Below are 21,391 nucleotides of genomic sequence, written 5' to 3' on the forward strand. Positions count from 1 at the left end.
TAATAGAGCGGATGAAAAGAAAGCTTTTGCAAAGGCACCGGCGCAAACGAGATGTTTGACGGGGAGTGCTTTTGCAGAAGCTTTCTTTTTTGCAGAAAAGTTCAATAAGCCGGATTCCTGGTTTTATGCATTCAGATTATTTTTCAATACTTCTCACCATAGCATACTGCCCCAGCTCCTTAAACCCAATCTTGCGGTAAATGACGCCGGCTTCCGGATTATCATAGAAGAGACAGAGAAATTTCATGCCGTCGGCAAGGCAGTCCTGACACAAACGGGTTACCAGCCGGGTGGCGTATCCGCGGCCTCTGTATTCGGGCAGAGTCGCGACGCTGACGACCATAGCTGACATGGAATTTTCGGCCGAGGTCCCGGCTACGGCGGCAAGCGTTCCATTTTCAAAGACACCGTACATCCGTCCTTCATTTGTCATGGAATTCAGAATATCTTCCCGATTTTCCTCTTCCGTCTTACTCCGCATGGTGAAAAACTCGTCTATCTGCTTTAGCAGTGCGTAGATCGCGTCAATATCATCCGGGAGAAGGCGCCTTGCAGGAAAGGCAGGGTCGTCGGGAATGGCTGTCTGGTTAAGTCTTGCCAGATACGTAGGGACCAGCTCAAGACCTTTTAAAAACGGCATGAGGGGTTCAAGCAGTTCCCGTTTTCCACTCAGATTCCGCATCTGGAATTCGGAGAGAAATTCGGCTACTTCAGCCTTATTGTAATCTGTGGTATGGCTGTAGAACAGGAAATTACTCCTGTAATCCAGAATAAAGTAGGGGAGCGTACCCCCTGTCCAGGTGTCAGCCGTGTATACGGAGACGTTTTCCGACTCCAGGCCGTAGTTTTCTAAATCTCCGATGAGGAAGAGGTTGAATTCCGGTTCCAGAAGGGCATACGCCATGGCGTCGTTGTAATGTGAAGCAGTTAGTTTTTTCACGATTTCCCTCCTTTACTGATGTCAAATATAAATTGATCGTGATGCAGTTATCCAAGTGCCACATCCAAAATCATCATAATCACGAATCCCCCCATAACACCCAGTGTCCCGGCGTTAGAGTGTTCACCTAAATGAGCTTCGGGAATCAGTTCCTCCACCACGACATACAGCATGGCGCCTGCCGCGAAGGAGAGCAGCCAGGGCATCAGAGGTTCTATGGCGCCCGCCACCAGTACGGTGAGGATACCAAAGACTGGTTCTACAATACCCGACATACTGCCGCGGAAGAATGCTTTTCCGGTAGAGAGACCTTCCTGACGCAGCGGAAGGGAGATTGCCGCACCTTCCGGGAAATTCTGAATACCAATACCGATGGCGAGAGCCATGGCTGCGGTATAGAGCGCCGGATCATTGCCGTGCTGTGCAGCCAGTGCAAAGGACAGGCCAACCGCCATGCCTTCCGGTATGTTGTGCAGCGTAACCGCCATGACTAACAGGGTAGTCCGCTTCCAGCTGGAAGAGACGCCCTCCGCCTCGTTACAGCCCGGATTGCTGCAGTCCGGATGAAGGTGGGGGAGATATGTATCGAGGGCGATCAGGAAGAACACACCCAGTAAAAAGCCTCCCGCAGCAGGAATCCAGCCGATGCCTCCATTCAGAGACGCCTCCTCAATTGCTGGAATCAGCAGGGACCATACGGAAGCCGCTATCATGACTCCGGCAGCGAATCCCAGAAAGATTCTCTGAACGGAGGCATTGACTTCTTTGCGAAAGAAAAAAACTACGGACGCGCCCAGCGTGGTCATTAAAAATGTAAATCCGGTTCCACCGGCTGCCCATAATAAAGATGTACCCATAATAAAACCTCCTTTCGGTTTCTGAGTTAGCAAAATCTAACTCTATTTAGTATATCATATTGGTTTTGACTGTGCAATGGAGTGGTAAATTAAATGTAACGCTCAAGCGGTGGAAAATTCCCGTATGAGATAAATTTCCTTCCCTTTTCCCCTGTAAATGTGCTAAAATAGACCTGATTCGACAAAAGGAAAGGAATCCCGTTTATGAATAAAAAAGCACGATGGTACACATCTTTCATACATAAAGTACTCCTGGCTGCGGCGGTCGCAGCGGTTCTGGGAGGCTGCGGAAAAAAGAATGGTGCGGAGCAGGAGACAACGGCACCGGAGCCCTCTGCCCTCTCGATCGAACTGGAGACTGAGAAAAGCCCCCAGCCGGTAAAGATCCTGACAATTGGAGAAGAGCCGGTGCCGGTACTGCCGGACCTTCCGGTTCTGGACGAGAATCCCGTTCCGGAATATCTTCGAAATGGCGTGGAACATCCCATTGTGGCAAGCCTGCAGCAGCGGCTGATGGATCTGGGATTTATGGATAATGATGAGCCGACCCAGTATTTTGGAACGATGACAGAGTCTGCGGTCAAGACATTTCAAAGACAGAATCATCTGGCGCAGGACGGAATTGTGGGCCCGGAGACGCTGAATGCAATTATGACTCCTTCCGCCAAATACTATGCGGTTTCAAAGGATGTCGACGGCGATGACATCAAACGAATTCAGAACCGCCTTTATGAGCTGGGATACCTGGCAACCGGGGATCTGGTGACCGGACATTTCGGAGATGATACGGAGGCCGCGGTAATTAAGCTTCAGGAGGTCAATGGCTTGAATGTCGACGGCAAGGTGGGACGGCAGACGATCAATCTCCTGTACAGCGATGAGATCAAACCGAATTTTCTTTCCTATGGAGAGAAGAGCGATGTGGTTCTGGCATGCCAGACGCGTCTGAAGGAGCTGGGGTACTTAACAACCACGCCGGATGGGGCGTATGGGGATGATACGGCGGCTGCGGTCAAGCAGTTCCAGGCAAGGAATGACCTTGTGGTGGATGGCTATCTCGGGCCATCGACCCGTGTGGCGCTGAACAGTGCAGAGGCACAGGCCAACGGTCTGATGCTGGGGGAACAGGGGGAGACGGTTACCCGGATTCAGCAGCTGCTAAATAAATATGGTTATTTATCTTCCGCCAATATTACCGGATATTACGGTGAGGTGACGGAAAAAGCGGTGAAGTCTTTCCAGAGCAGCAACGGACTTACCGCGGATGGCTCCGTGGGCCGTCAGACCATGAATAAGCTGACGGGAAGCAACGTAAAGAAGGCGGGTTCAGGCGGTTCATCCGGAGGCAGCGGCGGCTCCAAAGGCGGAACGGTAAAGGGCGGCTCCGGTGTCAGCGGACTGCTGTCCATTGCCAGATCCAAACTGGGGTGTCCGTATGTCTACGGTGCAAAAGGGCCGAATGCGTTTGACTGTTCCGGTTTCGTCTACTACTGTCTGAACCAGGCAGGCGTACGGCAGAGTTACCTGACCTCGGCCGGCTGGCGAAGCGTGGGAAAATACACGAAGATTACGAATTTCAACAGCCTTCAGGCAGGTGATATTATCGTCGTAAGCGGTCATGTGGGAATCGTGGCCGGCGGAGGAAAGGTAGTGGATGCGTCCTCCAGTAACGGACGTGTTGTGGAACGTGCATTAAGCAGCTGGTGGAGAAATAACTTTATCTGCGGATGGCGTATATTCGGATAGGAATGGTTTAAAATAAGGGTATGAAAAAAGACAGAAAAGCAGTAAACATGATAACCGATTCACCGGGCAGGGCGTTGCTTCTGTTCTCACTGCCGATGATTCTGGGGAATTTATTTCAGCAGTTTTATAATATTATGGATTCGGTAGTGGTAGGCCGGTTCGTAAGTGAGGAGGCGCTGGCATCTGTCGGCGCTTCCTATTCCATTACCAATGTCTTCATTGCCATTGCCATCGGAGGTGGGATCGGAAGCTCGGTGGTCGTATCCCAGTTTCTGGGAGCGAAGCAGCTGGGGAATATGAAGACGGCGATCTCCACGACACTGATCAATTTCCTGACACTGAGCGTTCTTCTCGGCACACTGGGATTTCTGTTTAATGAGTCGATCCTGACGTGGATGAATACTCCGGAAAATGTATTTGCGGATGCCTCTGTATATTTAAGCATCTACTTCGTGGGGCTGCCGTTTCTGTTCATGTATAATGTACAGGCGGCTATTTTTCAGTCACTGGGGGATTCCAGAACACCGCTCTATCTCCTGATCTTTTCGTCTCTTCTGAATATTGTGCTGGATTTGCTCTTCGTAATCCGGTTCCATCAGGGAGTTGCAGGCGTTGCGGTGGCGACGCTGATGGCTCAGGGGCTGTCGGCGGTGATCTCCTTCACCATATTGCTGAAGCGCCTGAAAACGTATGAGGTGACGGAGGCATTTCATTTTTACGACATGACAATGATGGTCAATATGATGCGGGTGGCGATCCCTTCCACGCTTCAGCAGTCTATCGTCCATATCGGGATGCTTTTGGTACAGTCGGTGGTAAATGTCTTCGGTTCTGCGGTCATGGCCGGATTTGCCGCAGGCACCAGGATCGAGTCGATCTGTATCGTACCCATGCTGGCCATCGGCAATGCCATGTCGACCTTTACCGCACAGAACATCGGAGCCGGCCGTCCGGACCGGGTGAAGCAGGGGTATCGCTACTGCTATGCCATGGTCGGATTTTTTGCAGTGGTTATCTGCATAATCATGCAGCTGTGGGGGGATCTTTTCATACGCGGATTCCTAAACGAGGGAAGCGCTGAGACCGCTTTCCAGACCGGTATGGCATATGTGCGGTTTATCTCCTTCTTCTTCGTGTTTATCGGCTTAAAAGCGACCACAGACGGTCTGCTGCGTGGGGCGGGAGACGTGGTGGTCTTTACCATTGCCAATCTTGTAAATCTTGCAATCCGCGTGATTGTAGCGGCAGTATTTGCGCCGGTGATTGGCGTACAGGCGGTATGGTACGCGGTTCCCATGGGCTGGGCGGCGAATTATGCCATTTCGTTTATGCGGTATCTGACGGGAAAATGGAGCCGGGTCCATCTGATCACGCCTAAATAAAGAAGCATTTTGGGAAGATCTGGAAAATAAAAAACAGGAATATGACTGGCAGCCTTTTGAAAGGCGGATGCCAGAAAATATCCCTGTTTTTTTATTTCTGTGGAATGAGAGTTTCCGTGTCAGGAAGTTCCTTTTCCGTTCTGACGCGGAAAGGATAACTGCACTTTAAATAAATCTCCATCAATATAGATGGTGAACGTTCCGCCGAGAAGTTCCGTAAGGCTCTTGGCGATGGACAGGCCCAGTCCGCTTCCTTCCGTGGTTCGTGCCACGTCGCCGCGGACGAAACGTTCCGTCAGTTCATCTCCTTTGATATTCAGCGGATTCTCTGATACATTCTTTATGGTAAAGAGTACCTGACTGTCTTCCGCGGTGACATCAACGTAAACGCGGCTGTGTTCCATCGCATATTTAAACGCATTGTTATAAAGATTTTCCAGGACGCGCCACAGATGGCGTCCGTCGGCCTGGATGATGACCGTTTCTTCCGGAAAACTGGAGACCAGTTCCAGATGGCGTATCAGGAATTTTTCTTCGAATTCGCCGTTGGTTTGATAGATAAGCTCGACAAAGTCGATATTGGTCAGCTCAATCTTTAAATTGCCGGAGCTGGCTTTGGAGGCCTCGACCAGGTCTTCCGTCAGTGTCTTAAGCCGCTGGGATTTCTGCTCGAGAACGTCTAAGTAACCCTGAATCTTTGCGTCCTGAAGATGTTCCCGTTTAATTAAATCTACATAGTTAATAATGGAGGTAAGCGGTGTTTTGATATCATGAGATACGTTGGTAATGAGGTCAGCCTTCAGGCGTTCGCTGCTTACCTTTTCCTGCAGTGCGGTCTCTAAGCCGCGGCTGATATGGTTGATGTTCTCAGCCAGTTCCCGTTCTTTTCCGTCAAACGCCTCCGCGTTGATTTTATATTTGGTGTCACCGTGGGAAATCTTTAAAAGCGCTTCATTAATCTGATCGGTCTCCCAGGCGTTCTTGTACAGCTGATGGAAAACCCATAGGTCCATGCAGAGCAGTGCGAGAGCAAGAAGGCCTGTTAAAATCCGGGATTCCATGCTGTCATAGGTAAAATATACGAATGCACCCGCCACAAGCATCACACAGTTAAATACAAAATAGCAGATATAACCCAATGCAAGCCGGGTTGTGAAACGATGATTTTTAATATAAAGACTGACGTTCACGCAGATCCGCTTTGTCAGACTGCCTGTCCAGATGGTTCCCGCCTTATAACGGCGGATCATGCTGAATGCTGCGATCATGCCGATGGTATAGAGAATCAGCAGGCGTGCGGCCAGTTCCCCGTAATACCAGCGTTCTTCCGACAAAAACAGGTGGATGACCTTGTAGACGACGTGTTCTCCCAGAAACAGGGCACACATGGCGGCGGCCACAAACAGGATCAGACAGGTTTCCGTGGCGATCCTGTCGATTCTTCCCAGTGTAACCGCATCCTGACAGGAAGCCATATGGCCTGTCATACTAATAAGGAAGTACAGGCTTGCGGCACAACCCAGGATACCAATGGCCAAAGATACAAGGCCGATGATAAACAGCAGACGCATATGGTCATAGGATCTGGCCGCCTCAGAATAGGAATCCTGAACGGGATACGCCGTGTTTACAGCCACAATCATGTAGTAATTGCTGTTGTTGTATGGATTAGACTTTTCCAGCTGGGCCGATATGGTTTTCAGCGTCGTATTTAAATTGGTATCGATATACAGGGATTCGCCGGTTACATAGACATAACGGCCCAGCGCTTTCAGTTCATCGGGATTATCAATGACCGTATTGCTGTACAGCCTGGGGGCCTCAGAATCACCCTTAAAAGATACCCTGAATTTTAAATTGCTGGGGTTCTGGATAAACTTATAGTGAAATGCATAGTAATTCCCTACATGGGCAAGCACTTCTTTTGCCAGGTCCGCCATGGTGGTATAAGATTCCCCGGGCTCGGAATCCTGATGGTCCGGGTCGTAAGAGCGCCAGTCCACCCGGATGTCCTGTTCTCCGTCTTCCGGTGTGTAACGGCCGTCCACCTTAAACTTTTCATTCAGGTAATAGCCCATGGACTTGGCCATCCGTACCATCTCGTCGACGGTATATTCCTGTACTTCCCCGGGACCGGTGGTCACACGGACGACAGGCTTGTCATAGGCCAGCTTCCCGTTCGATTCAAATACCTCTTTGTATTTGATATAGTTAAAGATATCGTCGATGTCCGTCTTGAACTGACGGATGAACTCCGGTGTATCCTCGTACGTCTCATTGGTAAGCCAGCTGATGCCTTCTCCGTAGTGGGGATTGTTGTACATGATGCTGATTCCCGTTACCACGAGGATGACAAAAAGAATGTGCAGCAGGACTGCATGTTCCTTTTTTCTTTTCATACGCTCTCCTATTGCTTCTCAATCTTGTAGCCGACTCCCCAGACCACTTTTAAATACCGCGGCTCCCGCGGGTTAATCTCAATCTTCTCGCGGATATGGCGGATATGGACGGCTACGGTATTATCCGCGCCGATCGCTTCTTCATTCCAGATCTGTTCATAGATCTCGTCAATGGAGAACACCTTTCCGGCATTCTTGACGAGAAGGAGAAGAATGTTATATTCAATGGGAGTCAGCTTGATGAGTTCTCCATCAACCGTGACTTCTTTATTATCATCATTAATTGCCAGACCTCCGCATTTATATACCTGACCGGCTGTCTGCTGGTTCATATTACCGAGCTGGGTATAACGGCGCAGCTGGGATTTTACTCTTGCTACCAGCTCCAGAGGATTAAACGGCTTTGTAATGTAGTCATCCGCACCGATATTGAGCCCCAGGATCTTGTCGGTGTCTTCTGACTTTGCGGACAGGATGATAATGGGAATGCTGCTGGTCTCCCGAACCTTTAACGTGGTCCTGATACCATCCAGACCCGGCATCATCACATCCACGATCATTAAATCTACCTGATTATTCTCCAGCAGATCCAGCGCCTCGTAGCCGTCATATGCTTTTATTACGGTAAAACCTTCTCCGGTCAGATAGATATCAATCGCTTCCACAATCTGTTTATCATCATCACAAACTAATATACTCTGCATGTCAAAACCTCCTTTTCCATTATTATACAACGGGCAGAATAAAATTCACATTACTTTTTTCTGAAGAATCAGCAACAAAACACATAGATATAGTTAAAAGTACAAATTATATAAGTAATATAGCAGGAGTCTTTCCGCTACAATAAAAAGAAAAAGGATTGATACAATGGGAAAAAACAGAATCTATAGTTTGAGGAGACAGAAAAAAATTCCCCAGGCATTACTGGGAGATTTACTTGGCGTCAGCCAGCAGACCGTCAGTAAGATAGAATCACAGCCGATTCCAGATATCTCATCGGAGCTGCTCTGCCGGATTGCCGATTACTTTGGCGTTACCGCTGATTATTTAATGGAGCGTTCGGAACAGTCCTGTGATTTTAATTTTGCCGATATGGACCCGAGGGAAATCGGGGAATGCCTGACACCGGCCGATAAGAAAATGTGGCTGGAAATGGGGATCCGGCTGGCGGGAAACGAGTTTATGGCAAAGCATAAGAAAAAAAGCGGGAAATAATGCCTGACGGCGGTCGGGGAGTATGGCCCATGTGCCGGTATACCAGTACTGTATTGTGCAGATGCCAATAAATTTAGTACTGGCTTCCGCTGGACAACTCCCTGAATGCTTTGGGCGATAATCCGGTGTCCTTTTTAAACAGATGGTAGAAGTGGCTGGTGTTGTCAAACCCCACCTCTTCACAGATCTGTAAAATGGACCGGTTGGTATATTCAAGAGCAAGTTTTGCATTGGCGATGCGGATGTCATTGATAAATTCAGTCGGCGTCTTATTCAGGTGCTTTTTAAAGACGCGGCATAAGTATTCAGGACTCTTCTGAGAGATGCGGTAGAGGGCGTTTAAGCCTTCCTGATAATTTTGCTGTTTCTGCATTTCCAGTGCAAGAAGCCCCAGCCACGTGGGAATGTCATGGGACAGTTTCAGGTTATAGGAAAGAAAATAGCTGGTGAGAAGATTGACGGCAGCGGCCCTCAAAAGGGTATTGAACCGGACGAGGTTCAGTTCATGAGCGATAGACAGCTGTTCAAAGGACGGAAGCAAATTGTTTAACTCCGCCGGAAGAAGCTGACGGAAGGGAGGCATCTCGTTTTCCATCAGCTGTTCAGCATTGCAGCCGGTGCCGAGAAAGGAAAAGCATGAATCCATAGTGCCTCTGGAAACGAGCAGGTTGTAAAAACAGAAATCGGAAGACGGGTTCTGGAAGCTGTGTACGTCCTTTGGCCGGATGAAGACCAGGGCTCCTGTATTCACAATCTTTTTCTTATCGTTAATATGATGGGTGGCGCTTCCTGCGCCTACCAGGAAGAATTCATAATAATTGTGGTTGTGTGAACGGGTGTCGGCATCCTGAAATGCGATTTTCGTGCAGATGCCGTCTTCACCCGAGAAAAGCCAGTCCTGTTCTCTGTAGAATTCAATTTTCATCGCGGGGCCCCTTTCGTGCCTGATGGATTTTCAGTATGAGTTTTTTATGATGTGATCAATTTCATAATGCGTCGAATGTATATGAGCCCCGGCAGTATGTGCAGGGCTTTTTTTATGTAGTAGGAAAGTGCTCCTATTACATAAAAGCCCTCCGGGCAGGAGGCGCACTCCGCGCTAAGGAAGTATGGTTGCTGAAGCAACCGCGCTCCGGCGCGAGAGTCCGGATCGCCGGACTCTTTATTCTTTTACCAAAAATGGTTTCCATATATGTCAATATAGCACAATAAATAGGGAAAGGCAAGACAAGACAGCGCTCTTTTTTTATGGTACATTTATGCTATCAAAATTACTCAAAAACAAGAAGATTAAATAAAAAATCTATAAAAAGTGCGTTTATTATTGAGAATACCAGTGAAAAATGCACACTCTGTCAAGTGCGCCCAAAACGCAGATGATGGAAAAAAGTGGATAATTTATTACAATTTAAGGAGGCAGCTATGAATCATTTTAAGGTGGCCCACCCCAGATCAAATCTGGAAGTGGAGATTGCGTTTACAAAGGCATACCGCAGGATTGTAAAACAGTGGAGGGGGAATAAATACAAGATTGAAGCAGAATGCATGAAAGCCCTGTATCCGGCCATTCTCCATCCGATTGAGGATCAGGACGTCCTGGCTGGACGCCATGAGTTCGGCCCGGTGGGATTTGGGATTCAGCATCAGACCGGAGGGTTCGGATTCTATATTCACGAGGACGAAGTGGTGAAGGAATTGGAGAATGGCGCCGGAAGCCTGAAATACCGTGAAGATTTGAACAATATGCTGGTATTCTGGAAAAAGGAAAATACGGACCGTTATGTGATGGAACACATGCCGGATCATTTAAAAAAGGCCTTGATATCTGATCAGTGGGATAAGCTTCCCATGCCGGCCTGTCCGATTCTCAGAATGGCGGGCTGCTATCTCGACTTTGATAAGCTGGTACTCAAGGGGATCCCGGGTATGATGGAGGAACTTTCTGCATCAATGAAGAGAAACGGACTTGAGGAGGAACAGCTTCAGTTTCTGGAAGCATCTGTTCAGATGTTTGAACTGCTGAAGGAGATGCTGCACTACTATGAGAAGCAGGCTGGTGATATGGCAGAAAGCGCAGAGGGAAAGCGGAAAGAGGAGCTGCTTAAGCTTAAAGATGCACTTTACTTTAATCAGCATCGGAAACCGGAATCTTATCTGGAGGCAGTCCAGCTGGTGTGGATGTACTGTCTTATGACGCCAATCATTGATATCGGCAGATGTGATGTGTTTTTTGGTGATCTCTACTGCCATGATATTGACCATGGCATCCTGACGGAAGAGGAAGCACTTAAAATTACACAGAATTTCTTTCAGCTGATTGATCATCTGGACTGTGAAACGGATGGACGCGTAATTGTAGGCGGATATGGCCGGCGTAATCCGGAGACGGGAGACCGTTATAGCCTTTTGGCCATTGAAGCGTGCAGAACTGTAAAGGAAGTTCTTCCGCAATTTACACTCCGGTTTCATAAAGATACACCGGAATGTGTCATGAAGGCAGCGATTGAGTGTATTAAGGAGGGAAGGACATACCCGCTTCTCTATAATGATGATGTGATCGTACCGGGAGTCATGAGTACATATGGTGTGCCGAGGGAGATGGCGGAACACTATATCATGCTCGGATGCGGAGAATATGAGTTTGAGCACTACAGTGTGGCAACTCCCAGTGGATCCCTTAATGCTGCGAAAATTATGGAACTGGCAGTAAACGGAGGCTGGGATCCGGTAGGGGGCTGGGCGATCGGTCCCAAAACACCGAAGCTCTCCGCGTGCAGCAGTTTTGAAGAGTTTTACCATTTCTATAAGGAGCATGCAAAATATTATATAGAGGCGCAGGCTGAGTTTGAAGCGTATGAATATGAGATTACAGGAGCCAGGCATCCGTTTCTGATGGCCTCCGTCCTTTACGATGGCTGCGTGGATAAGGGAAAGGCACTTTTTGAAGGGGGCTGTGAATATCTGGCTGGAACTCTGGAGTTTTACGGAGCGGTTGATGCGGCAGACAGTTTATGTGCAGTTAAGAAACTGATCTTTGACGAAAAACGGATGTCAGCGGAAGAGATGATGGAGGCGCTTGCTGATAACTTTGAGAGTTACCCGGCTGCCAGAAAAATGATGCTGGAAGCTCCGAAATATGGTGTAGATCATGAGGAAGCAGATGCAATGTTTGTAGATTTACAGGATTTTTTCAATGAGACAGCAAAGGCCCAGGCGGAACGGGTTGGTCTCAGGAGTTATTTGCCGGTTTACATAAACAATGCACAGAATACCACACTGGCAAGATGGGTGGGAGCGATGCCAAACGGCAGAAAGTCCGGATGCGCAACGGCCAACGCCAATAATCCGGAATCTGTGGTCGAGACAAAGGGATTGACCTCCATGATTAACAGCCTGCTGAAACCTTCACATATAAACCATGCCGGGATGGTACAGAATTTCCGTTTTACAAAAGAGCTTCTGGAACGATCTGAGGATAAGGTAATTGCTGCCATGAAAGATTATTTCGACAGAGGCGGCAGTCAGGCGATGATTACGGTGATCGGAAAGGACGATTTGGAGAATGCAATGAAACGGCCTGAGGAGTACGGTGATTTGATTGTGAGGGTCGGCGGATTTTCGGCCAGGTTTGTCATGCTGGAAAAGGATGTTCAGAAGGAGATCTATGAACGGGCCAGCTACTGATAAAAAAATTGGAAAAATCTTTGATTTACAGCATTTCTGCCTGGATGACGGGCCGGGAATCCGTACGACCGTATTCTTAAAGGGCTGTCCGCTTCGGTGTATCTGGTGCCATAACCCGGAATCCTACGACATAAGTGATACCATCTCGTATAAGGAAAGCAGATGTTCGGGATGCGGAGCATGTGCAGAGGTCTGTCCCCGGAAAGCGCACCGGATGGTGATGGGAAAACATCAGTTTGACCGGGAGGCATGCAGCCGATGCGGAGCATGTACGGAGGTCTGCTGTTACGGGGCGCTGGAAACGATCGGCAGAAGCGTAACGGCCGTGGATGTGATGGCAGAAGTAAAAAAGGACAGACCTTTTTATGAGAAAACGGGGCATGGAGGTGTAACCATTTCCGGGGGAGAACCGTTGTTCCAGCCATACTTTTTAAAAGAACTGCTGCTGATGGCCAGGAAAGAATGCATACATACCTGTCTGGAGACTTCAGGCTTCTGTGCCGTAGAACAGCTGAATGCCGTGATTCCCCTGACGGACTTATTCCTGTTTGATTTAAAGGGGGAAAAAGAGGCATATCCCCGTTTAACCGGTGTAAGGGCGGATGAAATCTATCGGAATCTGGAGCTGCTTCTCGAAAATAAATGCCGGGTTGTAATTCGGATACCGTTAATCTCCGGGGTAAACGATACAGAGAACTTTTTCGGTGAACTGGCTGAGTTCTACCGCTGTCAACCGGGGATTGAAGCATTTGAAATTATGCCGTACCACAGTATGGGAGCCTCCAAGGCAGTACAGGCGGCCATTGTACAGGGACTGGGAAAACGGCCCGACGCGGCAGAAGAGGAGAAGAAAGCATGGCTGGCTGCACTGAAAGAACTGGGTCTGCCTGTGTTTATCAACTATTTTAAAAACAAATAGCACAAACAGTGCAAGGAAGGGAGTAACAGATATGAAGAAGGTATTAAGTTTGGGTATGACGGTAGTTTTAGCACTGAGTCTTACGGCCTGCGGAGGCGGAACGGAAACAAAAGGGACAGCCGCAGTACAGGCGGAGTCTGCGCAGAGCGGGAAAGAGACGACACAGGAGGTGTCCGGTGTGGAACTGGTAGCGACCAGATGGTCGGGCGGCCAGTCCGACGATCAGAAGGAGCTGGTAAAGGGGTATACGGCTTCTGAAATCGTGATTGACGATGTGGCGTACGATAAGCTGAAGGAAAAGGAAACGCTCAGTATGCAGAAGAGCGGAGGCGGGGATTATGATCTGATCTATGTAGCCGAAGTGTGGTGCCCGGATTACACGTCAAATGGCTGGCTTCTTCCTTTAAATGATTACATCGAAAAATATCAAATAGATTTAAGTATGTATAACCAGAGCCTTTTAGACACTATGACAGTTGATGGAAACATCATGTCTCTTCCGACTTTTACACAGACCTCCATACTGGCGTATGATGAGGCTGCCATGCAGCGGTATGGCGGAGAAGTTCCGAAAACGTTTGACGAATTGATTGCATGCGCCAGATGGTTTAAGGAAAATGAGGGGACCGGTATCGCGATTCCGGCCATGCAGGGACAGGCGGCGGTCGATTTGTTCGGTGCCATACTCTATTCCTGCGGCGGTGAGTTTATAAAGGATGGCAAGGCTGATTTAGGGAGTGATGAGGCTGTACAGGCGATTGCCATCTGGCAGGAACTCTGTAAGTACGCAATGGATGGCGCGTCGACCTGGCATGTGGATGATGTGGGACAGGCGATGAAGGATGGGGTGGCTCCTGTCAGTATCAGCCTTTCCGGTAATTGTTCCGCATACCTGGATCCGGAACAGTCGGCAGTGGCAGAAACCGTTAAATTTGCAGGTATGCCCAGTGTTGGAGACAAGGATTATGTAGGAACCGCTAATTTCTGGGGCTGGTCTGTGGCGGCTAACAGTGAGAATCCGGATGAAGCATTTCAGGCGGCCGTATGGCTGACAAGCCCGGAACAGGAAAAGTCAGCGTCTCTGGCAAACGGATCCATCTCGGCTTTGCCAAAGCTGGCTGAAGACCAGGAGGTTCTGGAGAAAATTCCGTATCTGCCTGCGGTTACAGAAGCTCTTGCTCACGCCAGAATTCTGCCTACGGCAGGGGATTCCTCCACTATGCTGACGGGATTACAGGCGGTTTTATCAGAGATTGCCACTGATCCGGACACGGATTCGGCTGCATTAATTAAGTCTTACAACGAGACGTGCAAAGATTATCAATTTGACAGATAATGAGAAGAGGATGGGAGGTAACATAACAATGAAACGGAAAAGAAACTTACTGGAACAAGGGGATTTACTGCCCGTCCTCCTGCTTCTGCCCAGTATCCTGGTTGTGTTTGTGGTGATGTTCATTCCTCTTTTATACGGCGTGTTCATGAGCTTTTACAATTATCATATGGGCAGTATTGACCTTAAAGAGGATTTCATAAGCATCAGCAATTATATCAGGCTGTTTCAGGACAAAGTTTTTTTAAAGGCAGCAGGGAATACGCTGTATTTCACAGCTGCCGCCATTGCCGGGGATTTGATTCTTGGGACTGTGATTGCAGTATGGCTTCAGAGTCTTACGGGGCGGTTAAAAAGTATTCTCCGGCCGATCTGTACCATGCCGCTCCTGGTCTCTCCCATCATCATAGGCCTGATCTGGAAATACATGTTCAATATGAATGGCGGACTCGTCTACTGGGTTCTGGGACTGTTTGGAATCACCTCCAAACAGTTCCCGGGTCTTGCGGGAACGTCCACGGCCATGCTCTGCGCAGTCATTGCTCACTGCTGGCAGGTTATTCCCTTTGTTATTGTGGTGCTCAGTTCCGGTCTTCTCAGCATACCGGGGGAGTATTACGAGGCAGCGGAAATGGATGGAGCCGGATTTATACAGAAATTTTTCCATATCTCTCTTCCGGGGCTGATTCCGGTTTATATGGTCATCCTTCTGTTTAACGGAGTGGACGCCATCAAGGTTTTTGATATCATCTACGCCCTGACCGGCGGCGGCCCTAATAACTCCACCATGTCGCTCAGCCTTTATGCGTATAAGCTTGGATTCGATACCTTTGACATGGGGTATGCAATGACCATATCCAATGCCAGCATGATCCTTTCATTTCTGGTATTTGGTATTGTCTTTATCCGTTATAATGCAAAAGCACACAAGGAGGGACTGCAGTAATGAAGAAATCAATGATTGTATGCGGGAAAGCACTGTTCGGCCTGATTGTGGTGCTTACGGTAGTCTTTCCGATCTATATGATTGTGAGTAATTCCTTTAAACCGACGCTTCTGATACGGAAAATGCCTCCTCAGTTTTTCTTTACTCCGACTCTTCAGCACTATGTGAAGATCGTTAAACAGGGTAATTTTCTGTCGTATTTCGGTAATTCCTTTATTATTGCCATGTCGACGACCATTATCAGCATCGTGCTGGGAAGCCTTGCGGCCTATGGGCTTGCTATCATGAAATCCAACTGGGGAAACCGGATTTCCACATTCCTGCTGTTTTCCAAACTGGTACCGACGATTACCATTATGATTCCGCTCTATATTATCCTTGACAAGGTGCATCTTCTGGGAACCTATGTAGGTCCCATACTGGCTCATGTGTCGGTAAACGCCCCGTTTGTAGCCTGGCTGGTACTTGGATTTATCCGGGATATTCCAGGTGACTTATTTGAGGCGGGAAAACTGGATGGCTGTACGAGAATGCAGGTATTCTGGAAAATTGTATTTCCTCTTCTCTCACCGGCGATCGGGTCCGCACTTTTGCTGGTCATGCAGTATTCGTGGAATGAACTGCTGTTCTCCATGCAGTACACAAATCTTCACACCTATACGCTTACTGTCGGGGTCTCCAGATTCGTAGGGGCGATTTCGGTAGACTGGGGACAGTCCAGCGCGGCGGCCACGATTGTTATGGTGCCTATTATCATTGCAGGCTTTTTCCTTCAGAAGTATCTCGTCAGCGGTTTGACTGCCGGGGCGGTTAAGGGCTGAGCATGGAATATCAATTGTTAACATAAAGAATGAACGGAGGTACAGAACGTGTATTTTGGAGCACAGTATTACAGACCGCCATTCCCGGACAGGACGTGTTGGGAACGCGATTTTATAAATATGAAGCAGCTTGGATTTAATGTGGTAAAGCTTTGGGCGGTTTGGAATGATATCGAGCGGGAGCAGAATCATTTTATCTTTGATGATCTGGACCGGCTGACAGAACTTGCAGAAAAAAATGGCATGAATGTGATAATCAACGTGATACCGGAAGGTGCGCCGTACTGGCTGTATGAGGCGTATCCGGACTGCCTCTACGAGACGGTAGAGGGAAAGAAAATCACTATGGGGGGGCCGGCTAACCTTCCAACAGCAGGCTGGCCGGGACTCTGCATGGATAATCCGGAAGTTTCGGATCTGGTATGTAATTTTATTTTCCGCACAGCAGAGCATTACCGTGATAACAACAGTGTGATAATCATTGATGTGTGGAACGAACCGCACCTGGAGCCGATGTTTGATTATAAGAAGGAGCTTCTATGTGCCTGCAGGGGGTCCAGACGGGCGTTTCGGGAGTGGCTGAAGGTCAGATACGGGTCGCTGGAGCAATTGAATGAGGCGTGGTTCCGCCGGTATACGGACTGGGAAGAGATTGTGCCCCCGCCTCGGTTCGGGACGTATGCTGATATGATGGACTGGAGACGATTCTGGTTATATAATCTGGCGGAATGGCTGAGACGGCGGGTAGATGCAGCGAGACGCGGCGCGCCGGGGAAGCTGATTCAGACCCACAGCGCCAGCGCGGATTACATGGGGGCATCCAGCACCGGAGCGCTTGGAATTGAACTTTCCGATGAATTTCTGCTCGCACGTGAGGTAGATGTGTTCGGGTTATCCAGTTTTCCGAAATGGCTGATGGGAGAGACGAAACGCGATTACGATCTCTCTCATATGCTCCAGTCGGAAATTATCTGTGCAGCGTCCAGAGAAAAGGAATTCTATCAGGCAGAACTTCAGGGCGGTGCCGGTGTGCCCGGATTTCTGGCACATAAGGTTCCCAATAAAGAAGATATCCGTATCTGGAACTGGAATACTGTTGCGGCGGGAGGAAAGGGCGTGGTGTACTGGCAGTATGCTCCGGAGCCGGCAGGAATGGAGTCTCCCGGATTTGGTCTGACAGGCTTTGACGGAGAAAATACGGAAAGAAGTGAGGAGGCAGGGCGCTGTGCCAGGCTTTTTAAAGAGTATCAACTGGATAAAAGCAGGCCGGTTCCGGCAGTCAATGGTATTTATCTTTCAAGAAATGCCGATCTGTTTCTTTTCGCGGCAGGGGCACAGGAAGAAAAATATGCGCACAGTATTTACGGCGTTTATCAAACCAGTATCGAGGCAGGCATACCAGTGAGGTTTGTCCATGGCGATTATATGGCCTCGGCGTGGGATGAGGGCCTGCGGGTTCTGTACGTTCCGATGGCGCTGTCACTTTCCGATGAGGAACAGAGAGAAATCCTGGATTTTGCCGGTAAGGGCGGCCGTGTGGTTCTTGAGGCAGCTGCAGGTCTTTATTCTGAGATGGGCAAAATACGCATGGAAGGGGTGAACTCAGACAGTTTTAACTGTCCATGTCCGATGCTAAAAAAAGCGTTTGGGGCTGAGATGATATCTTTGGGAGCCGAAGACGGACTGGTTCCGATCTGGAATAGAGATGGCGCTGTTCTTTGTGAAGGGATGTATTACAGACAGACGATGAAGATAAGCAGGGGAACGGTTACCGGCTGGTTTGAGGATGAAACACCGGCCATTGCTGAGGTGCAGTACGGAAAAGGGAACATTCTCTGGACCGGAACCTTTTTGGGAGCGGCTGTAAAAGATGCGGGGAGCTGCATTGCTGCTGAATACATAAAAAAGCAGTTTAAAGCAGAAGGCTACGCTCTGGTTTCCGTGCTGGAGGCGCCCGATCTGATTGTCAGAGTACTTGAGACTAAGAACGGACCGGTTATGGCGGTTGTAAATCAGACGCCGGAAGTCAGGTCTTGTTTTGTCAGGGAACGGAACGGAAGGGAGTGGAAAAGGGAGATTCCTGGTTATGATGGAATGCTGTTAAATTTGGAAACAGGGGAGTAACTATAGATGGGAAAACGAATAGGGATTGTAGGTACCGGGTTTATTGCGATGAAACATTTGGCTGCGTTTGAGGCGCAGAAGGAAGCGGAGATCGCAGGCATGTGTACATTTTCCAATATGGAAAAGCTGCATGCGATCTGTGAGGAACACCGGATAACCCCATATGACAGTATGGATAAAATGCTGGAAAAAGGGGATCTGGATGCTGTGATTCTCTGCAGTGTGACTGCCTGCCACTATCAGGAAATATTAAAGGCCGCGGCTGCCGGAGTCTCCATGCTGGTGGAAAAGCCGGTGGTAGGGGAAACTGAGCAGTATCAGCGTGTCAGGCGTGCTGTTGAGCAGAACCGGGTCAGACTTTTTCCAGGACATAATTTCATGTACCGGAAGCCCCTTGCACAGATGAAAAAACTGCTTGATGAAAAGGCGCTGGGAACAATACTCCAGTCCTCTTTCTTTTCCGCACAGCTTCTGGACATCTCCGGAACAGAGAACTGGAGGAGGCAGAAGGCGTTGTCCGGCGGAGGTGCATTGATCGACAGCGGACACCACCTGATTTACCAGATGCTCTATCTTCTGGGTGTGCCTGCCAGGCTTCAGGCGTTTACCGCTAATCTGCGGCTTCAGGCTTTGGAGGGTGAGGACACCGCTCAGCTCAATATGCAGATGATGGATGGATCGCTCTGTGTCATTACGGAGAGCTGGGCGTCCGAGGCTGCAGAGCAGTTAAACGGAATCCGGATTCTGGGAACCGATGGAGAGATGCATTTAACGGATGCGCTCTATGTGAACGGAGAAAGGCTTTGTGCTGTGGAATCGTACGATCAAACATTTGTCAATCAGGCACAGGCGTTTCTGGCCTATATGGACGGGACGGGAGAGCCGCTGTCAACGCTGGAGGATTCCGAACATACGCTTCAGATTATTAGGGCGGCGTACAGGAGTTCTGCAGAGGGAAGCGTTTACAGAACAAAGTGGCATAAGTAAGAAAGACAGCGGGAAAGCTGCCGGAACACAGACAGGAAATCGTCTGTGATTCGGCAGCTTTTGAGGCCAGAGGCATATATTGTAGTAATACAGATAGAAGGATGCTGACATGCAGATATATGTTGTAAAAAGCGGAGATAATGTAGATTCCATAGCCGCGGAAGCCGGGATTCCCGTGAGTACGCTTCTGTGGGACAATCAGATTGTATATCCATATCGCCTGGCCGTGGGTCAGGCGCTTTTACTGGATAATGAAAGAAACGGAAAAGAAAAGAGCCCTCTGCACGTAAATGGGTACGCATATCCGTTTATTAACCCGGAGACTTTGGACTGGACGCTCCCTTATCTGACGGATCTATCTGTCTTTTCCTATGGATTTACGACGGAGGGGGACTTAGTTCCCCCGTTGGCTGATGACAGCTGGATGGTAACTGCGGCTGCGGCAGCCGGAGTGCGGCCTGTCCTGACACTGACGCCTCTGGGAGAGGATGGGAGATTCAACAATAATCTGGTGACGACGCTGGTGCGCAGTCCCGATGTGCAGAAGACTCTCATATGGGAACTGGGGCGAACCATGACACAGAAAGGCTACGGCGGAGTGGATATTGATTTTGAATACGTACTGGCCGAGGACCGGGTGGAGTATGCGGAATTTGTCAAGCTTGTGAGACAGGTGATGAATCTGTTCGGATATCAGGTAAGCGTTGCGCTGGCTCCTAAGACGGCCAGAGATCAGAGGGGGCTGCTCTATGAAGGGATCGATTACCGACTGTTGGGAGAGGCGGCCAACCGGGTCTTGCTGATGACGTATGAATGGGGGTACACCTATGGCCCACCCATGGCCGTAGCTCCGATCAATATGGTCAGACGTGTGGCAGAGTACGCCCTGACGGAAATACCGGCGGAAAAGATCAGCCTGGGAATCCCCAATTACGGTTATGACTGGTCTCTTCCCTACGAGCAGGGCGTAACAAAGGCGGAGACAATCAATAACCTTCAGGCCATAGAAACTGCCATTGATCACGGTGTGCCTATCCAGTTTGATGAGACGGCAATGACGCCGTATTTCCGTTACTGGCAGTATGGAATCCAGCACGAAGTGTGGTTTGAAGATGTTCGAAGCCTGAAGGCAAAATTTGATTTAATAAAAGAATACGGCCTTTCCGGAGCCGGTTACTGGCAGATTATGAACTTCTTCCGGGCAAACTGGCTGCTGCTGGCAGATATGTTTGAAATAAATAAGGTAAAAAAGTAATTATTTTCTGTATTCATCTTCAATAACTCCTGAATAGTGGTATAATTAAAGAAATGTAATCCATGTAACCATTTTTATCTGTTCAGGAGGGATGTTATGATGAGAAAAGGAAAATGCCTTGCGGCACTGCTGATTACGGCAGCCCTGGCTATGGCGCCGGTAAATGCGTACGGTTTTGAGACATCGGGAGAATACTTTGAGATCAGCTCAGAGGAGGCGGGAGCCTTCCTGTATGATGGAACGACTGTGATGGCGGGAACTGACGGAGAAATGATCCTCACAAAATCGGAAAGCGGCTGGGTGCGCCGCGCCGCCATAAGGACCACCGATATGAACGTCATAACAGCAGAAATTGTGCTGAATGAGGAAGGCCTCAATACGATCCGTTACCATGCGAAAAATGCCGGAAAGGCTCAGCTGATCGTCGTGGTGCCCAGCGGAGCAGCTGTGAATATGGGAACCTTTTATGTTATGAACGACAGAGGAGACGGTACCATAGACGGTGGCTGGATACAGGAAAACGACCATTGGAAATATAAAAAGGGTGATGGCAGCTTTTTAAGCAGTGCCTGGCTGATGGATAAGGGAAAGCGTTATTATTTTGGAGAAGATGGTATCATGGCTGCAAACCAATGGCTGAAAGGCTGGTTCTGCTGGTACTATGCCGGGCCGGATGGAGCAATGCTGACCAATACAGTCACGCCGGATGGGTATGAACTGGACGACACAGGCGCGTATTATGATCCTGCATTGAGTGAATAAAAGAACAGGGAGGAGGGC

The 21,391-nt window shown here is 49.0% G+C and carries 17 protein-coding genes; 12 read left to right on the plus strand and 5 right to left on the minus strand.

Annotation, left to right across the window (positions count from 1 at the left end; genetic code table 11):
• Positions 1-136: 136 nt before the first annotated feature.
• Together NE473_RS14350 and NE473_RS14355 are read right to left on the minus strand one after the other, a co-directional pair.
• Complete coding sequence (locus NE473_RS14350; protein WP_022030265.1) at positions 137-940, minus strand: GNAT family N-acetyltransferase; 804 nt, start codon at positions 938-940, stop codon at positions 137-139.
• Between the two features lie 47 nt (positions 941-987).
• Entirely contained in the window at positions 988-1,797 is an 810-nt protein-coding gene (locus NE473_RS14355; protein ID WP_006772030.1) for a ZIP family metal transporter, read from the minus strand.
• A gap of 204 nt (positions 1,798-2,001) precedes the next feature.
• On the opposite strand from NE473_RS14355, the gene NE473_RS14360 reads away from it, so the two are divergent.
• Positions 2,002-3,543, plus strand: coding sequence for an NlpC/P60 family protein (locus tag NE473_RS14360; protein WP_055651068.1), 1,542 nt, complete (start codon positions 2,002-2,004; stop codon positions 3,541-3,543).
• Between the two features lie 20 nt (positions 3,544-3,563).
• A complete protein-coding gene (locus tag NE473_RS14365) occupies positions 3,564-4,925 on the plus strand; it encodes an MATE family efflux transporter (protein WP_055651067.1) in 1,362 nt (453 codons plus the stop codon).
• 119 nt (positions 4,926-5,044) lie between these two features.
• On the opposite strand, the gene NE473_RS14370 is transcribed toward NE473_RS14365, so the two are convergent.
• On the minus strand, positions 5,045-7,324 hold the full coding sequence (locus NE473_RS14370) for a sensor histidine kinase (protein WP_055651066.1): 2,280 nt from the start codon (positions 7,322-7,324) through the stop codon (positions 5,045-5,047).
• Between the two features lie 8 nt (positions 7,325-7,332).
• A complete protein-coding gene (locus NE473_RS14375) occupies positions 7,333-8,028 on the minus strand; it encodes a response regulator transcription factor (protein ID WP_006772026.1) in 696 nt (231 codons plus the stop codon).
• A gap of 166 nt (positions 8,029-8,194) precedes the next feature.
• Between NE473_RS14375 and NE473_RS14380 the strand changes: the two genes are divergently transcribed.
• Entirely contained in the window at positions 8,195-8,542 is a 348-nt protein-coding gene (locus tag NE473_RS14380; protein ID WP_006772025.1) for a helix-turn-helix domain-containing protein, read from the plus strand.
• Between the two features lie 73 nt (positions 8,543-8,615).
• Here the strand turns inward: NE473_RS14380 and NE473_RS14385 are convergent, their stop codons facing one another.
• Positions 8,616-9,467: a helix-turn-helix domain-containing protein gene (locus NE473_RS14385; protein WP_155560834.1), complete on the minus strand. Its 852-nt coding sequence runs from the start codon at positions 9,465-9,467 to the stop codon at positions 8,616-8,618.
• 497 nt (positions 9,468-9,964) lie between these two features.
• Between NE473_RS14385 and NE473_RS14390 the strand changes: the two genes are divergently transcribed.
• From NE473_RS14390 to NE473_RS14430, 9 genes are all read left to right on the plus strand, one after another.
• Complete coding sequence (locus tag NE473_RS14390) at positions 9,965-12,226, plus strand: pyruvate formate lyase family protein (protein WP_055651063.1); 2,262 nt, start codon at positions 9,965-9,967, stop codon at positions 12,224-12,226.
• A complete protein-coding gene (locus NE473_RS14395) occupies positions 12,207-13,145 on the plus strand; it encodes a glycyl-radical enzyme activating protein (protein ID WP_196411669.1) in 939 nt (312 codons plus the stop codon). The genes NE473_RS14390 and NE473_RS14395 overlap by 20 nt, the downstream gene beginning before the upstream one ends.
• 31 nt (positions 13,146-13,176) lie before the next feature.
• On the plus strand, positions 13,177-14,481 hold the full coding sequence (locus tag NE473_RS14400; RefSeq protein WP_155560832.1) for an ABC transporter substrate-binding protein: 1,305 nt from the start codon (positions 13,177-13,179) through the stop codon (positions 14,479-14,481).
• Between the two features lie 28 nt (positions 14,482-14,509).
• A complete protein-coding gene (locus NE473_RS14405) occupies positions 14,510-15,424 on the plus strand; it encodes a carbohydrate ABC transporter permease (RefSeq protein ID WP_055651060.1) in 915 nt (304 codons plus the stop codon).
• A complete protein-coding gene (locus NE473_RS14410; protein ID WP_055651059.1) occupies positions 15,424-16,245 on the plus strand; it encodes a carbohydrate ABC transporter permease in 822 nt (273 codons plus the stop codon). The genes NE473_RS14405 and NE473_RS14410 overlap by 1 nt, the downstream gene beginning before the upstream one ends.
• Positions 16,246-16,293: 48 nt before the next feature.
• Entirely contained in the window at positions 16,294-18,369 is a 2,076-nt protein-coding gene (locus NE473_RS32850) for a beta-galactosidase (RefSeq protein ID WP_155560831.1), read from the plus strand.
• A 6-nt stretch (positions 18,370-18,375) separates the two neighbouring features.
• On the plus strand, positions 18,376-19,356 hold the full coding sequence (locus tag NE473_RS14420; RefSeq protein ID WP_055651056.1) for a Gfo/Idh/MocA family protein: 981 nt from the start codon (positions 18,376-18,378) through the stop codon (positions 19,354-19,356).
• A 109-nt stretch (positions 19,357-19,465) separates the two neighbouring features.
• Positions 19,466-20,611: a glycosyl hydrolase family 18 protein gene (locus NE473_RS14425; RefSeq protein WP_055651055.1), complete on the plus strand. Its 1,146-nt coding sequence runs from the start codon at positions 19,466-19,468 to the stop codon at positions 20,609-20,611.
• A gap of 96 nt (positions 20,612-20,707) precedes the next feature.
• Positions 20,708-21,373: a hypothetical protein gene (locus tag NE473_RS14430; RefSeq protein WP_022030377.1), complete on the plus strand. Its 666-nt coding sequence runs from the start codon at positions 20,708-20,710 to the stop codon at positions 21,371-21,373.
• The last annotated feature ends 18 nt before the right edge of the window (positions 21,374-21,391 follow it).

Origin of the sequence: Hungatella sp. SL.1.14 (assembly GCF_024460495.1) — a bacterium.
GTDB classification, from domain to species: Bacteria; Bacillota; Clostridia; order Lachnospirales; family Lachnospiraceae; genus Hungatella; species Hungatella hathewayi.